The sequence below is a fragment of the Chromobacterium sp. FG22 genome (genome assembly GCF_057809415.1).
Genome location: NZ_JBMDJX010000004.1, coordinates 139,511 through 154,712, shown reverse-complemented (window position 1 = coordinate 154,712; position 15,202 = coordinate 139,511). Strand labels below are relative to the sequence as shown.

The 15,202-nt window shown below is 64.3% G+C and carries 16 protein-coding genes; 9 read left to right on the top strand and 7 right to left on the bottom strand.

The features are described 5' to 3' along the window. Positions 1–141: 141 nt before the first annotated feature. Entirely contained in the window at positions 142–1,314 is a 1,173-nt protein-coding gene (gene sucC / locus ACODSD_RS05770; RefSeq protein WP_048411387.1) for an ADP-forming succinate--CoA ligase subunit beta, read from the top strand. A gap of 27 nt (positions 1,315–1,341) precedes the next feature. Then, positions 1,342–2,226: a succinate--CoA ligase subunit alpha gene (gene sucD, locus ACODSD_RS05765; protein ID WP_043592732.1), complete on the top strand. Its 885-nt coding sequence runs from the start codon at positions 1,342–1,344 to the stop codon at positions 2,224–2,226. Between the two features lie 68 nt (positions 2,227–2,294). Here sucD and ACODSD_RS05760 read toward each other — a convergent pair whose 3' ends face one another. Beyond that, positions 2,295–2,939, bottom strand: coding sequence for a TetR/AcrR family transcriptional regulator (locus tag ACODSD_RS05760; RefSeq protein ID WP_081544319.1), 645 nt, complete (start codon positions 2,937–2,939; stop codon positions 2,295–2,297). Between the two features lie 291 nt (positions 2,940–3,230). On the opposite strand from ACODSD_RS05760, the gene ACODSD_RS05755 reads away from it, so the two are divergent. Both ACODSD_RS05755 and ACODSD_RS05750 read left to right on the top strand, forming a co-directional pair. Further along, positions 3,231–5,117 carry a methyl-accepting chemotaxis protein gene (locus ACODSD_RS05755; RefSeq protein WP_107798173.1) on the top strand — a complete coding sequence of 629 codons (1,887 nt, stop codon included), beginning with the start codon at positions 3,231–3,233 and terminating at the stop codon, positions 5,115–5,117. Positions 5,118–5,248: 131 nt separating this feature from the next. Continuing rightward, positions 5,249–5,683 carry a hypothetical protein gene (locus ACODSD_RS05750; protein WP_227106984.1) on the top strand — a complete coding sequence of 145 codons (435 nt, stop codon included), beginning with the start codon at positions 5,249–5,251 and terminating at the stop codon, positions 5,681–5,683. 87 nt (positions 5,684–5,770) lie between these two features. Here ACODSD_RS05750 and ACODSD_RS05745 read toward each other — a convergent pair whose 3' ends face one another. Then, positions 5,771–6,223 carry an LEA/WHy family protein gene (locus ACODSD_RS05745; RefSeq protein WP_107798175.1) on the bottom strand — a complete coding sequence of 151 codons (453 nt, stop codon included), beginning with the start codon at positions 6,221–6,223 and terminating at the stop codon, positions 5,771–5,773. A 27-nt stretch (positions 6,224–6,250) separates the two neighbouring features. Continuing rightward, entirely contained in the window at positions 6,251–7,141 is an 891-nt protein-coding gene (locus tag ACODSD_RS05740; RefSeq protein WP_107798176.1) for a LysR family transcriptional regulator, read from the bottom strand. Between the two features lie 121 nt (positions 7,142–7,262). On the opposite strand from ACODSD_RS05740, the gene ACODSD_RS05735 reads away from it, so the two are divergent. Together ACODSD_RS05735 and ACODSD_RS05730 are read left to right on the top strand one after the other, a co-directional pair. Then, positions 7,263–7,694 carry a CidA/LrgA family protein gene (locus tag ACODSD_RS05735; RefSeq protein ID WP_107798177.1) on the top strand — a complete coding sequence of 144 codons (432 nt, stop codon included), beginning with the start codon at positions 7,263–7,265 and terminating at the stop codon, positions 7,692–7,694. Continuing rightward, positions 7,684–8,367, top strand: a complete 684-nt coding sequence (locus ACODSD_RS05730; RefSeq protein ID WP_048415644.1) for an LrgB family protein — start codon at positions 7,684–7,686, stop codon at positions 8,365–8,367. Before ACODSD_RS05735 ends, ACODSD_RS05730 begins: the two co-directional genes overlap by 11 nt. A gap of 179 nt (positions 8,368–8,546) precedes the next feature. Here ACODSD_RS05730 and ACODSD_RS05725 read toward each other — a convergent pair whose 3' ends face one another. Beyond that, on the bottom strand, positions 8,547–9,206 hold the full coding sequence (locus ACODSD_RS05725; RefSeq protein WP_107798178.1) for a YiaD family glycine zipper/OmpA-like lipoprotein: 660 nt from the start codon (positions 9,204–9,206) through the stop codon (positions 8,547–8,549). Then, entirely contained in the window at positions 9,203–9,673 is a 471-nt protein-coding gene (locus ACODSD_RS05720) for a Cd(II)/Pb(II)-responsive transcriptional regulator (protein ID WP_107798179.1), read from the bottom strand. Before ACODSD_RS05720 ends, ACODSD_RS05725 begins: the two co-directional genes overlap by 4 nt. A gap of 273 nt (positions 9,674–9,946) precedes the next feature. Between ACODSD_RS05720 and ACODSD_RS05715 the strand changes: the two genes are divergently transcribed. After that, entirely contained in the window at positions 9,947–12,187 is a 2,241-nt protein-coding gene (locus ACODSD_RS05715; protein WP_227106987.1) for a heavy metal translocating P-type ATPase, read from the top strand. Positions 12,188–12,260: 73 nt separating this feature from the next. Here the strand turns inward: ACODSD_RS05715 and ACODSD_RS05710 are convergent, their stop codons facing one another. Continuing rightward, positions 12,261–12,926, bottom strand: a complete 666-nt coding sequence (locus tag ACODSD_RS05710) for a putative metalloprotease CJM1_0395 family protein (protein WP_488876952.1) — start codon at positions 12,924–12,926, stop codon at positions 12,261–12,263. A 200-nt stretch (positions 12,927–13,126) separates the two neighbouring features. Here ACODSD_RS05710 and ACODSD_RS05705 point away from each other — a divergent pair, with 200 nt between their 5' ends. Together ACODSD_RS05705 and ACODSD_RS05700 are read left to right on the top strand one after the other, a co-directional pair. After that, positions 13,127–13,633, top strand: a complete 507-nt coding sequence (locus ACODSD_RS05705; protein WP_199225795.1) for an acyl-CoA thioesterase — start codon at positions 13,127–13,129, stop codon at positions 13,631–13,633. Beyond that, positions 13,626–14,312 carry a TIGR01621 family pseudouridine synthase gene (locus tag ACODSD_RS05700; protein ID WP_235084340.1) on the top strand — a complete coding sequence of 229 codons (687 nt, stop codon included), beginning with the start codon at positions 13,626–13,628 and terminating at the stop codon, positions 14,310–14,312. The genes ACODSD_RS05705 and ACODSD_RS05700 overlap by 8 nt, the downstream gene beginning before the upstream one ends. Positions 14,313–14,340: 28 nt before the next feature. Here the strand turns inward: ACODSD_RS05700 and ACODSD_RS05695 are convergent, their stop codons facing one another. Continuing rightward, a complete protein-coding gene (locus tag ACODSD_RS05695) occupies positions 14,341–15,165 on the bottom strand; it encodes a ChbG/HpnK family deacetylase (protein WP_488876951.1) in 825 nt (274 codons plus the stop codon). Positions 15,166–15,202 lie beyond the last annotated feature (37 nt).

Here is a 15,202-nt window from a genome sequence, read left to right as displayed (position 1 = left end):
GGTTGACGGAGTATGCGGCGGCGGCGTTTAGCCTGGGGGGTAAGCGCCGCGCGCCAGATACATTCAAGGTTTACAAGCGACTCAAAGAAATAGGGGCGTCGGTTTCAGCCCGCCATCCATTTCTCCGAAAGGAAACCATAGATGAACCTGCACGAATACCAAGCGAAAGAGCTGCTGGCCAAATACGGCCTGCCGGTGCAACAGGGCATTCTGGCCGCCACGCCGGAAGAAGCCGCTGCCGCTTATGACAAACTGGGCGGCAAATTCGCCGTCGTCAAGGCCCAGGTGCATGCCGGCGGCCGCGGCAAGGCCGGTGGCGTGAAAGTGGTGAAAAGCCGCGAAGAAGCCGCCGAAGTGGCCAAGGGCCTGATCGGCAAGAATCTGGTGACCTACCAGACCGACGCCGCCGGCCAGCCGGTGAACAGCGTGCTGGTGTGCGAAGACATGTACCCGGTGCAGCGCGAGCTCTACCTGGGCGCCGTGGTTGACCGCGGCAGCCAGCGCGTGGTGTTCATGGTGTCCACCGAAGGCGGCGTGGAAATCGAGAAGGTCGCCGAGGAAACCCCGGAAAAGATCATCAAGATCGAGGTTGATCCGCTGGTGGGCATGCAGCCGTTCCAGGCCCGCGACGCCGCTTTCGCGCTGGAACTGAAGGGCGAGCAGGTTGCCGCCTTCACCAAGCTGATGCTGGGTTCTTACAAGGCCTTTGTTGAAAACGACTTCGCCCTGTTCGAAGTGAACCCGCTGGCGCTGCGCGAAAACGGCCAGCTGGCCTGCGTGGACGGCAAGATCAACCTGGACTCCAACGCCCTGTACCGTCACCCGGAACTGCTGGCGCAACGCGACAAGAGCCAGGAAAACGAACGCGAAGTGAAGGCTTCCGAGTTCGATTTGAACTATGTGGCGCTGGAAGGCAATATCGGCTGCATGGTGAACGGCGCCGGCCTGGCGATGGCCACCATGGACATCATCAAGCTGAAGGGCGGCCAGCCGGCCAACTTCCTGGACGTGGGCGGCGGCGCCACCAAGGAGCGCGTGATCGAGGCGTTCAAGCTGATCCTGGCCGACACTTCGGTACAGGGCGTGCTGATCAACATCTTCGGCGGCATCGTGCGTTGCGACATGATCGCCGAAGCCATCATCGCCGCGGTGAAGGAAGTGAACGTGACCGTGCCGGTCGTAGTGCGTCTGGAAGGCAACAACGCCGAACTGGGCGCCAAGATCCTGGACGATTCCGGTCTGAAACTGACTTCCGCCCAGGGTCTGAACGACGCTGCCGAGAAGATCGTCGCCGCCGTCAAGGCCGCTGCCTGAGACCCGCACTGAGCTGAGGAATACAAAATGAGCGTATTGGTAAACAAAGACACCAAAGTGCTGGTGCAAGGCTTCACCGGCAAGAACGGCACTTTCCACGCCGAGCAGGCGCTGAAAGTGGGCACCAAGGTCGTAGGCGGCGTAACCCCGGGCAAGGGCGGTTCCGAGCATCTGGGCCTGCCGGTGTTCAACACCATGAAGGACGCCGTGCGTCAGACCCAGGCCGACGCCTCGGTGATCTACGTGCCCGCAGCCTTCGCCAAGGACTCCATCCTGGAAGCCATCGACAGCGGCGTGAAGCTGATCGTCTGCATCACCGAAGGCGTGCCCACCCTGGACATGCTCTACGTGAAGAAGGCCGTGGACGAAGCCGGCATCCGCCTGATCGGCCCGAACTGCCCCGGCATCATCACCCCGGGCGAGTGCAAGATCGGCATCATGCCGTGGCACATCCACAACCCGGGCCGCATCGGCATCGTGTCCCGTTCCGGCACCCTGACCTATGAAGCCGTGGCGCAAACCACCGCTCTGGGCCTGGGCCAGTCCACTTGCATCGGCATCGGCGGCGACCCGATCCCGGGCACCAGCCACATCGACGCGCTGAAGCTGTTCCAGGATGATCCGGACACCGACGCCATCGTGATGATCGGCGAAATCGGCGGTTCCGCCGAGGAAGAGGCGGCCGAGTTCGCCAAGTCCTACGTGACCAAGCCGGTGGTCGGCTACATCGCCGGCGTGACCGCTCCCAAGGGCAAGCGCATGGGCCACGCGGGCGCCATCATCTCCGGCGGCAAGGGCACGGCGGAAGAGAAGTTCAAGGCCTTCGAGAAGGCCGGCATCGCCTACACCCGCAGCCCGGCGGAAATCGGCAAGACCATGTTTGAACTGCTGAAAAGCAAGGGCATGATCTAAGCGCTTACAAGCAAGCCGCAAACAAAACACCCCTGGCCAGCCAGGGGTGTTTTTTTATGCCTCGCCGTTCAGGCGTAGCGCGCGCAGACGCGGTCGAACGGCGGCCGGTAGCGCGGATCGACGTAAGGCGTCAGAAGATAGAGCAGGCTGCGACAGCCGTCTTTCACCATGCGCTCCAGCTCGCTGGGCGTGGCGGAGTGCTTGAGCGTGGTCACCCAGCCGGTCTGCACCATCTGAAAGTGCTGGACCAGGTGCGCCAACTGCTTGTCGTCGCCCAGCAGCACGCCCTCTTCGCGCAGCCGTGAGAACAGCTGGGCCAGCTTGCCGGCCAATTGGCCGCGCGACAGCTGCTGGTGGTTTTCCGCCAGTTCCGGGTGCAGGTAGTACAGGCTGGGCATGCTCTTGGGCAGGAAGCGGAAGCTCCAGATGTGCCGCAGCGTTTTTTCCATCGCCCCCACCATCGCCTCTATCGAGTTGCTGTGCCGGAGCGCGGCGGACAGCTGCTCGGCCATGCCCTTGACGTAGCGCTGGTAGAGCTCGCTGATGATCTCTTCCTTGTTGCGGAAGTGATAGTAGAGCTTGCCGGTGCTGATATTCATCCGCTCGGCGATATGGTTGGTGGTGATGACGCGCTCGCCCTCCTGATTGAACAGCTGCAAGCTGGCGTCAACGATGTTCTGAAAGGTTTGCGACCGTTCGCCGCTTTTACTCATCTTGGCCCCTTTCTGTCTAATAACCGGGCGCCGCCCATTGCCGTGGCCGCGCCCAGGCGCAAGTATCGCTCAAATTGGGGTGAAATTGTCGTGGTTAGGGCAAATTGTCGACATTTTGTGACGCAAGCGTCGGCAAGATAAGCTTCGCAGGCGTTACGAGTATTTGAAATGCATGATTGAGCTGGTAATTTGATTTAAAACATGCGCAAATATTTAAAGACATTGTTATTTTTAACAATGCATGACATCTCGTATGACGGATAATAACGCTTTTATCAGCAACGGCTTATCATGCGCTCCATCCGTCACAAGCTCACGCTGCTGACAGCGGTGTCCATTCTGGTCGCCACGCTCAGCATCACCATCACCGCCTGCCTGAATATCCGTTCCCATGCCTACCAAGAGGCCGAGCGCGAGATCAACCAGGTCGCCCAGCTACAGGGCGGCTTCGTGTCCGAATGGCTGTCGGTCCGCAAGAATCTGATCAGCGCCAGCCTCAGCCACGCCGACGACGCTCAGGTCAGCTACTATCTGCAGCAGCTGGCCAAGGGCGGCGGCTTCAATGTGATCTACGCCGGCAACGGCGTCACCGGCGACATGAAGTACTCGGTGCCGGGGCGTCCCAAGCCCAGCGCCGACTACCAGCCGGCCCAGCGTCCCTGGTTCCAGCAGTCCAAGGCCCAGGACGGCCTGATCGTCACCGATCCCTACAAGGATTCCGAGCCGGAAACCAAGGACAAGCTGGTGATCACCATCGCCGACAAGGTCAAGGGCCAGGAGATCGTGGTGGGCGGCGACATCCTGATCGACAAGCTGGTCAAGTCGGTGCTGGACATCAAGCTGGCCGGCAAGGGCCATGCCTTCCTGCTGACCAAGCAGGGCAAGATCATCGCCTATCCCAAGCCGGGCAATGAGCTCAAGCCCATCGGCAGCGTGATTCCTGCCTTGGACGAAGCCGCCTTCGCCAGCCTGTTGCAAAGCGACCAGGCCAAGAGCGTGGACATTGACGGCGGCGCTTATATGGTAGCCTTGCGTCCGATCGCCGGCTCCGACTGGGTGATGGGCGTGGCCGCGGACGAAGACGTGATCTCCTCCCAGGTCAACGGCATCATCTGGCTGATCGCCGGCGCCGTCGCCATCGTGCTGGCGGTGATGCTGACCTTCAGCTCCGCCTATCTGGGCCGCCTGCTCAAGGGCCTGTTCCAGGTGCGCGACGCGATGCGCGAAATCTCCCAGGGCGAAGGCGATCTGACCCGTCGCATCGAAGTGGCCGGCGAAGACGAGGTGGCGCAGACCGCGCAGGCCTTCAACCAGTTCGTGCAGCGGTTGAACGGCATGTTCCGCGAACTGCGCGACGAAGCCGGGCAACTGACCCAGGGCGTGATCGAAGTCAGCGGCGCGGTGAAGCGTCTGGCCGACGATTCCCACGTGTTGGCGGACATCTCCAGCTCCAACGCCGCGGCGATCGAAGAAGTGACGGTGAGCATCTCCCACATCGCCGACGCCACCCGCGAGACCGACAGCCTGGCGCGCAATACCGGCGAGCATTCGCGCGAGAGCGCCAACGATATGCAGCGCATCAGCAGCGAGATGTCGCGCACCAGCGAATCGGTGGGCGAACTGTCCGGCCTGCTGGCGTCCTTGGAGCAGCGTTCGCAGGAAATCTCCAAGATCACCAATGTGATCCGCGACATCGCCGACCAGACCAATCTGCTGGCCTTGAACGCGGCGATCGAAGCCGCGCGCGCCGGCGAGCAGGGCCGCGGCTTCGCCGTGGTGGCCGACGAAGTGCGCAAGCTGGCCGAGCGCACCGGCCAGGCCACGGTGGAAATCAGCCAGATGGTGGAAAACATTCTGGGCGAAACCGGCAAGGCGGTGCAGAACATGAACAGCACCGTCGGCGCGGTGGACAACAGCGTGGACCTGACCGCCCAGGCGCGCGCGCGCCTGACCGCGATCAGCGAGGCGATGCAGCAGGTGGTGGACAAGATCGGCGACGTGGCCCTGTCCACCAGCGAGCAGCACAACGCCACCACGGCGATGGCGCAGAGCACCGAGTCGATCAACAACCAGATCATCGATTCCGACTCCGCGCTGCAATCGGCGATGCAGACCCTGGGCTCCTTGAACGACCTGGCCCGCGGCATGCAGAGCACCTTCAACCGCTTCCGGCTCTAAACCGACTCAGCGATTGTCCGCGTAAGGAAACTCTCGCGCTTTCGCATGGTCAGTCATACAACGCCGGCTCCGTTCAGGGGCCGGCGTTTTGTTATGCTATGGATAGTGAAACGGGGATTGAAGGATTTCGGATGAAAAGACTGATGATGATGTCGGCGCTGCTGCTGACCGCCTGCGGCACCTTTCCGACCCAGGAAGGCTATGCGCAGAAGGCGTATTACTGGCAGGGGCGCGATGTGAATCAATTGCTGGCGGAGTGGGGCGCGCCGCAGAAAACCCTGAAGATGCCGAACGGCAACATGCTCTACACCTACAGCAAGGAATTCACCCAGCGCGAGCCGCTGCGCGAGAACCGCGTGTACGAGCCGGGCGCCAAGGTGACTTACAACGAGAACGGCCAGACCAAGACCATAGAAACGCCGGGACGCTGGGTCAACACCGGCATGATAGGCGGCGGTTCCACCCATTACAGCTGCACCACCAATTTCGTGGTCAATCCCAAGAGCCAGCTGGTGGAGACCGTCAGCTTCGACGGCAACAACTGCGTGGCGGTGCCGCGGCAGTGAGTTCCGGCCCCGCCGGACGGCGGGGCTGCGGACATGTAGAGCATGTTCACGATCTCGCCGGCTCGCGCCGCGGATCGTAACCGGCTCTTATTGGCCGGGCAGCTTCCATTCCCCCTTGCTGCGGAACGGCACCCGGCCCATGCCGTTCAGGTCCTCCAGCGTGCCGTTCAGCTGGTATTCCAGCTTGCCGCCGTTGCCGGCCTCCATCGCCTTGCCGATCTGTTTCAGCCAGCCGGCCAGCGAGGTGTGCAATTGCAGGGTGACCATGCCTTCGCCCAGCGCCGGCACCGCGATGGCTTGATTGCTGAGCCCGGTGGCCAGCTTTTCTCCGGCCACGTTCAGCTCCAGCGTCATGCCCTTGGCGTTCAAGGCCAGATTATTGGGATTGCTGACCCGCAGGCTGACTTCGAAGCTTTGCTCGAACAGCGTGGTCTTGCCGGGCTTGACGTCGGCGATGCTGATCTGCGGTTTCTGATAGTTCAGCGCTGCGCAGCCGCTTAGCAGCAGGGCGAACAGGGCGATGCTCAGATATCGTTTCATATTCGGTTTTCCTAGGGTTGACTGGCTTTATTCCAAACCGCCCAGCACATCGCGCGTCACCGCCAGCCAGGCGCGCGCGGCGTGCGACAAGTATCCGTTCTTTTGCCAGATCAGCGCCAGATGCCAGACCAGCTTGGGTTCGGCCAGCGGAATCACGTCGTAGGCGGCGCGGTCCAGCCGTTCCACGATGGAGCGCGGCAGCAGGGTGACGCCCATATGGGCGGAGACCAGTTCCACGATGAAGTCCCAGTGCGCGCTGCGTCCCACCACGTGCAGCGGGCGGCCCAGCTCGCGGAAGGCGTCGCTGACCCGGCGCGCCAGCGTGAAATCCTGCGGGTAGAGCACGAAGGGCTGGCCGGCGATCTGTTCCAGCCTCACCACGCTCTGGCCCCGCCACTCCGAGCCGGCCGGCGCCACCAGGCACAGCGGATCGCGCACCACGGCGAATTGATCGAAAGCCTGATTGTCCACCGGCAGCACCGCCACGCCGATTTCCAGTTCGCCGCTGCGCACGCTGCTCTCGATGGCCAGCGCGCCGTCTTCCACCATCTTCAGTTCGATCTGCGGATAGCGTTGACGGAAGCTGCTGACCACCGGCGCGAAGAAGGCCACGCCCACCATGGGCGGCAGGCCAACCACCAGTTCGCCGCGCTTGAGCGCAGACAAGTCGGACAGCTCGGTTTTCAACTGGTTCATCGCCGACAGCACGTCCAGGCCGCGCTCGTAAGTGGCCCGGCCGGCGTCGGTGAGGCGGAAGCTGCGGCCTTCGCGCAAGATCAGCGGGCAGCCCAGCTCCTCCTCCAGCTGGCGCACCATCTTGCTGATGGTGGGCTGGGTCACATAGAGGGCTTCGGCCGCCTTGGTGAAGCTTTGGCGTTTGACCACCTCGATGAAATAGCGCAGCGCGCGGATGTCCATGTGTGCTTGTCCGGATCATGTATTCCAGATTGGAATGCGTGAAATAATTTTAATTCATTTTTTGAATGCATGCCGGCGCTCTATACTCGAAACACTCCCTGTGTTGTGTAGTGGCTCAATCATGGCAAACCCGAACCTTCCCGCATTCAAGCAAGTGGCGCTGACCGTTGGTCAGGTGGCCTTGCTGAGCGTGGTGTGGATAGCGGCCAGCCAGTTGAGCAGCCATTTCCTGCCTGTGGTGCCTGCCGGCGTGCTGGGGATGTTCCTGGTGCTGGCGGCGCTCTGGCTGGGCTGGTTGCCGCTGGATTGGTGCCGCAGCGGCGCCCGCTGGTTGCTGGCCGAAATGTTGTTGTTCTTCATCCCCGCCGTGGTGGCGGTGATCCAGTACCCGGACGTGATCATGGCCGCCGGGCTGCGGATCGTGGCGGTGATCGTGCTGTCCACCTTGCTGGTGATGGCGGCGACCTCCTGGGTGGTGGATAAATGTTACCGCTTGGAAGTGGCCCTGCGCTGGCATGGCCGCCAGAAACAGGTGAAGACGCATGGAGCATGAAATCGCACTGGCCAGTTTGTTGATTACCGTTGTCTTGTACGGACTGGTCAAAAAGTTTTATCTGAAAAAGCGCAATTGGTGGAGCGCCCCGATTCTGGCGGTGCCGCTGTTGGTGATTGCGCTGGTGGTCCTGGCCAAGGTGCCGTACCGGGTGTATTTCGAAGACACCCGCTGGCTGACCTGGATGCTGGGCCCGGCCACGGTGGCCTTCGCGGTGCCGATCTACGAGCACCGGGCGATGATACGCCGTCACTGGCTGTCGCTGAGCTGCGGCGTGCTGGTGGGCATGCCGGTGGCGGTGTTCAGCTCGATCTGGCTGGCGCGCCTGCTGGGCTTGTCCGAGCTCTTGCAGCGCAGCCTGGCGCCGCGTTCGATCAGCACCCCGTTCGCCCTGGCCACGGCCTCCGGCATCGGCGCCTCGCCGGATCTGACCGCGGTGTTCGTGGTGATGACCGGGGTGTGCGGCATGTTGCTGGGCGAAGTGATGCTGGCCTGGATGCCGCTGCGCTCCAGCCTGGCGCGCGGGGCCCTGTTCGGCGCCGCCGCCCACGCGGCCGGCACCGCCAAGGCCAGCGAGCTGGGCGCCGAAGAAGGCGTGGTGGCCAGCCTGACCATGATGCTGGGCGGTTTGGCGACGGTGTTCGCCGCGCCGCTGATAGGTTTGTTGTTGTAGTTTGTGTGTGTACTTGTTGTGACCCGCATTCCCGTGGGGTGGCGTGCGGTGGTTTCTCCTCATCTCCCCAAACGAGCGTTGTTAGGGCCGACCCAGTGGGTCGGCCCCTTTTTTTGCCTATTCCCCTGCGCATGGACGATAAAAAACCCGGCCGGAGCCGGGTTGGGCATCAAGATCGTTCAGCCCATTTGCTGCGGGGTGATCATGATCTCCACGCGGCGGTTGCGCGCCTTGCCGCTGTCGCTGGCGTTGCTGGCCACCGGCTGGGCCGCGCCGTAACCCATGGTGCGCACCCGCACCGAGTTGACGCCCTGGCCTTGCAGGTATTCGGTCACCGATTGGGCGCGCTTTTCCGACAAGGTCTGATTGTAGGCGGCGGCGCCGCTGCTGTCGGTGTGGCCGGCCACGGTGATCGAGGTGTCCGGGAACTGCACCAGCACGCCGGCGATGTCGCCCAGCGGTTTTTGCGCCCTGGCGTTCAACTGGTAGCCATTGGTGGGGAAGGTGATGTTGTCGGGCAGGGACAGCTTGAGCTGGTCGCCGATGCGCTCGACGGCGATCTGGCTGTTCTTCAGCTTCTCGCGCAATTGTTTTTCCTGGTAATCCATATAGCCGCCGATGCCGGCGCCGATCGCGCCGCAGGCCAGCGCCGAATTGCGGGCGCCTTTGCCGCCATGGGTCAGCGCGCCCACCAGGCCGCAGGCCGCCGCGCCGCCCAGGCCGTAGAGAGCGGTCTTGCTGATCTCGGTCTGGCCGGTTTGCGGGTTGGTGGTGCAGGCGGACAGAGCCAGCGCGATCAGGGTCGCGGCGGCGGTGGCGGGCTTGAACAAACGGGTCATTGCTTCTCCACTGAAGGGTGATGGGGGTGCGGGTCCTGGCCGAAGGGCGTGTGGCAGACGCAGGGCTCGCCTTCAGACGCTTCCACCAGGGTTTGCAGAATGCCGCATTCCGCCACGGTGTGATGGTCGTGGCAGCGGTCGCGCAGCGCCAGCAGCTGTTGCTCCAGCAGGCGCAGGCTTTCCACTTGCTGATGGACCTTGCTCACCTGGCGGTCTATCAATTGATTGATGTCGTCGCAGGCCAGCGAGGAGTCGGCCTTGAACGCGGCCAGCTGGCGGATGTCGGCCAGCGACATGCCCAGCGAGCGGCAGTGCAGGATGAAATTCAGTTCGCCCAATTGCTCGGCGTTGTAGCGACGGTAGCCGGAGGCGCTGCGCAGCGGCGCGGACAGCAGGCCTTCGCGCTCGTAATAACGGATGGTTTCCACTTCGCAGCCGGTCTGGCGCGCCAGTTCTCCAATCAGCATCTCAGTTCTCCCGCAAGACGCCCCGTTGGGCGATGGCGACGATGTGCCGCCGGGTGAGGATATTTTAGCAAAAAAGCTTGACCTTGTAGCGACTATAGGGTTTGCAATGAAGCTATATCAATCCGATCAAGGGAGGCCACCATGTTCCATCCAGCGCAAAGAAGGCGAAACAAGCTTGCTCCGCATGCCGGCCATGCTTCTTGCCGCGGCGGAGAGGGCAAGCCCGATCCGCGCCCGGCGGACGATTGCTGCGGCCATAAACTGGAGGCGGCGATGCCGGCCCAACGGCCCGCCGCCGCGCATGATCACGATCACAGCCACGACGCTGCGGGCAAGGCCTGCTCGGGCCACGACCACGGCGCGGAAGCGCCGCGCGCGGTGTCCTTGGGCGAGGGCGGCCGGCAGCAGGCGCGCTTGCACATCCAGGCGATGGACTGCCCGACCGAGGCCAAGCTGATTGAAAAAGCCCTGGGCGGTATGACGGGGGTGGCCGCGCTGGAGTTCAACTTCATCGAACGCGTGCTGCTGGTGCGTCACGATCTGCCCAATCTGGACGGAGTCAAACAGGCCATCGCCAAGGTGGGCATGAAGGCGGTGGAGCTGACGGACGCCTCGGCGCCGGTAGAGCAGCCCAAATCCTCGCGCCGCGGCAATTGGCTGCTGGCCTTGTCCGGTTTGGCTGCGGCGGGTTCGGAAGGCGTGGCCTGGCTCAGCGGCGCGGATCAGGGCTGGGGCAGCGCGGCGCTGGCCCTGGCCTCCATCCTGCTGGGCGGCATTCCCACCTTGAAAAAGGGCTGGATCGCCTTGTCCACGCGCACGCTCAACATCCATTTCCTGATGTCGGTGGCGGTGATAGGCGCGATGCTGATCGGCCAGTGGCCGGAGGCGGCGATGGTGCTGTTCCTGTTCGCCATCGCCGAGCGCCTGGAGGCGATGTCGCTGGCGCGCGCCGGCGAGGCGGTGAAGGCCTTGATGTCGCTGGCGCCGGAAACCGCCTGGTTGCAAAGCGGCGGGGAATGGGTGGAGCGTCCGGCCGCCGAAGTGGCGCCGGGCAGCCGAGTGCGGGTGCGTCCGGGCGAACGGGTGCCGCTGGACGGCCGCATCGACCAGGGCCATAGCGCCTTCAACGAGGCGCCGATCACCGGCGAGAGCCTGCCGGTGGACAAATCGCCGGGCGACGCGGTGTTCGCCGGCAGCATCAACGGCAGCGGCGTGGTGGAAGTGCTGACCACGGCGGCGGCCAACGGCAGCGTGCTGGCGCGCATCATCGACACCGTGCGCAACGCCCAGGCCAGCAAGGCGCCGACGCAGCGCTTCATCGACCGCTTCGCCGAGATCTACACCCCGGTGGTGCTGGTCGCCGCGCTGTTGTTCGCCGTGGCCACGCCCTTGCTGGGCTGGCTGAGCTGGGGCGAGGCGGTTTACAACGCGCTGGTGATGCTGGTGATCGCCTGCCCGTGCGCGCTGGTGATCGCCACGCCGGTGACCGTGGTCAGCGCGCTGGCCTCCGCCGCCAAGCACGGTTTGCTGATCAAGGGCGGCGCGCCGCTGGAAACGGCGGCCAGGATAGACGCGGTGTGTTTCGACAAGACCGGCACCTTGACCGAGGGCGAACCGCAGGTGACCGAGGTGGTGGCGCTGGCCGACGCGGATCAGGATCAGCTGCTGCGCTGGGCCGCGGCCCTGGACGCGCATTCCACCCACCCGCTGGCCAAGGCGGTGCTGGCGGCGGCTAGCGCCCGCGGCCTGTCCTGGCCGGAGGCGGAGCAAGTCAGCGAACAGGCCGGGCGCGGCGTCAGCGGCCTGGCGGACGGCAGGAAGCTGGCCTTGGGCAGCAGCCGGCTGGCGCGGGAGCAGGGCGCTTTGAACGAGGCCTTGCAAGCCGAGCTGTCGCGGCTGGAGCTGGCCGGCCAGGGCGCGCTGGTGTTGCTGGAGGGCGAGCGCGCGCTGGGCGTGATCGCGGTGGCCGACCGGATTCGTCCGGAAGCGCCGGCGGCTTTGCGGCAATTGGCCAAGCTGGGCGTGGCGACCGTGATGTTGAGCGGCGACAACCAGCAGGTGGCGCAGGCGGTGGCGGCGCAGACCGGCATCGTCGAGGCGCACGGCGGCTTGCTGCCGGAAGACAAGCTGGAACGCATTGTCCGCTTGCAGGCCTCCGGCAAGACGGTGGCGATGGTGGGCGACGGCGTCAACGACGCGCCGGCGCTGGCCCGCGCCGATCTGGGCATCGCCATGGGCGCGGCAGGCTCCGACAGCGCGCTGGAAACCGCCGGCGTGGCGCTGATGGACGACAAGCTGGCCAAGCTGGCCGATATGCTCAGCCACGCGCGGCGCACCTCGCGGGTGTTGAAGGTGAATATCGCGGTGGCCCTGCTCACCAAGCTGGTGTTCTTCGTGTTGGCGATGCTGGGCATGGCCAGCTTGTGGATGGCGGTGTTCGCCGACGTGGGCACCAGTCTGGTGGTGATCGCCAACGGCCTGAGGCTGGCGCGCGGCGTGCGCAAGGCGGAGTGATAGAAACGACGCCTGGTTCTCAGGGCCTGTTCAACGCCGTATCGCCGAAGCGCAGCGGATTTTGAACAGGTTCTCAGGCGTAGGTATCGATGTTGGACCCCAGCCCCGGGCCTTGCCGCTCGGGGCTGTTGACGTGTTGGCGCGCCTGCAGCGGACTCATCCCTTGCTTGCCGGCCTGTTGCTGCATCAGCTCGATGCGGGCCTGCTGTTCCATCTGCGCGGCCGCCGCGGCCACCGCGCGATCCTGGCCGGAGGGGGCGGCCGGCGCCAGCGCGGCCCTTTGCACGGTTTGGGCGTTGGAGATGGTTTCCTGCGGCGTGCTGCCCCGAGCCAGGCGGATGCCCACCTCGCCGCCTATCGCGTATTGCTTGCCGTCCGGGCCTTGCTGATAAGTGTAGGTGGCGCCGCTGCCGGCCAGCGCGCCGCCGCTGGTCAGATGGGCTTGCTCATGCTGGCGCACTTCGCTGTCTCTCGCCTTGAGCGCTTCCACTTGTTTTTGCTGCGGCTCGTCCAGGGGCTTGCCGTCGGCGCCTAGCGTGGCATTGGGCCGGGCTGGCTCTTTTTGATCGGCGGCGCTAGGATCGGCCGCGCTGTTTCCGGGCGCAGAGGCAAGCGCCGCCGGCGCCGCGGCGCTGGCCAGGTTTTGCTGGCAGGCCGGGCACTGGCAGTTGGCGCCATGGCTGGCTTGCAAGGCGTAGCCGCCATAGCCGCCGTAGCTGGATATCCCGGAAATGCTCATGAATTCATCGTCTTAGCTTGATATTTCCAGTTTAGCCGCTATGCGGGGTTTTTGTCCAAAAGCTGTTGCGGCGGCGACAGGGGCGGAAATTCCGCTAAAAACTGTTTAAAACAAGCTTAAGGGCGCAGAATACGCGGTTTCGAATCTTTGCGGGACCACGCCGGCCGGCGTCGGGCGAGGTCCGCTTTTGGGAGTATGGCATGGGGCAACAGGTGGATCAGGCGAGCCAGCGCGAACTGGTGATGTCGGTGTTGATGACGCCGGACATGGCCAATTTTTCCGGCAATGTCCACGGCGGGGTGCTGTTGAAGCTGCTGGACCAGGTGGCTTACGCCTGCGCCAGCCGTTACGCCGGCTGTTACGTGGTGACCTTGTCGGTGGATCAGGTGCTGTTCAAGCAGGCCATCCACGTGGGCGAACTGGTGACTTTTCTCGCCTGCGTCAATCATGTGGGCCGCACCTCGATGGAGGTGGGCATCAAGGTGGTGGCCGAGGATATTCAGAAGCGCACGGTGCGCCACACCAATAGCTGCTATTTCACCATGGTGGCGTTCGAAAACGGCAAGGCGGTGCCGGTACCGCCGCTGACGCTGGAAACGACGGAGCAGCAACACCGTTTCCGCGACGCCGAAATCCGCAAGAAGATGAGGATGGAAACCGAACAGCGCATGCGCCAGGCCTCCAAGCAGGACGGCGCCGATGCCTGAGGCGGCGTTCACTCTATTGCATAGCGATCCCCGCTTTTATCTGGTGGACAAGGCGCCCGGCGTCAGCTTCCACCGCGAGGGCGAGGAGGCCGGCCTGATGGAGGCCTTGCGCGCCGGCTTGAGCGACGAGGCGCTGTGGCCGGTGCACCGGCTGGACCGCATCACCTCCGGCCTGATCCTGGTGGCGCGCTCGGCCGAGACGGCGGCGCGGCTGGGCGAAGCCTTCGCCGGGCGAGAGATAGAGAAATATTATCTGGCCTTGTCGGACCGCAAGCCGGGCAAGAAACAGGGCAAGGTGGCCGGCGATATGGCCAAGGGCCGAGGCGGCGCCTGGCGCTTGCTGAACAGCCAGCAGAACCCGGCGGTGACGCAGTTCTTCAGCTATTCGCTGCAGCCGGGTCTGCGCTTGTTCCTGCTGCGGCCGCGCAGCGGCAAGACCCATCAGCTGAGGGTGGCCTTGAAGTCGCAGTCCGCGCCGATACTGGGGGATCTGCTATACGGCGGAACGCCGGCGGATCGCGGCTATCTGCACGCCTATGCGCTGCGCTTCGAACTGGAGGGCGAAAGTTTCCGCTTTGTCTGCCCGCCGAGCCGAGGCGAGGCCTTCTTGTCCGAGACCTGCCTCGCGGCGTTGCGGGACTTGGGCCAACCCTGGGATTTGGGCTGGCCGGCGGCGTGAGCGGCTAGGCTGGGCCGGGGTCCGGCTTTCAGGCCGCCATCGGCGCGGGAGCGGGCGCGGCCTGGTCGAAGCGAGCCAATTCCACGCCGTATTGTCCGCAGAGTTCGACGAAGGCCTGGCTGGAGAGGAAGCGGAATTCCTTGTCCCGCGTCGCGGCGATCGGGTCTTCCTTGTCTTGAGCCGGGTGGCCGGGGTGGCACATGATCAGCCCGCGGTCCGGCGTGCGGGCCAGCCATTGCTGCATCAGGCCGGCGAAGTCGGCTTGCGGCGTCAGCGAGTACATGCCGCCGAACCAGGGCGTGGTGCTGAAGCCCAGTTCGCGAGCGCCGTCGTCGAAACCGGTGCTGACGCTGCGCAGCACCAGCGCCTTGAGCCGGTTGTCGCCGGGATGGCCGAGGCGGTCGGGCGCGCGCAGATAGGGCAGCGGCCGGCCTTGCCAGCGCAGCGCGACGGCTTCGAACAAGGCGTCGCGGACCACCGGCAGCGCATGCACATGCTGGTGGCCGTCGATGAAGTCCGGCAGCCGGCCGAAATGCTGGCAGAACAGATCGATTTGCAGAACCGCGGCATCGCGCAGCGTCGGGCGCGACAGCTGGCGCAATTGACTCTTCATCAGCCAATGCGATAAGGGACGCGCCTGCTCGCCAAAGGGGTGAGTCAAATTGAAATGCAGGCCGATGTCGGCTTTGCCGTCGAAGGTTTTTAGCTCGGCAGCGCGGCTGGCCCAGCTGGGCGCCTGGCTCATCACGCTGGTGGCGGACAGGCGGCCGGCGGCCAGCAGTTCCAGAATGCCGGCGCTGATGGCGTCGGACTGGGCGAAGTCGTCGGCGCAGAGTGTCAGTCGTTTTGTCATGGGAGTGTGACCGCGACAAGCGGGTAAAGTTTTATAT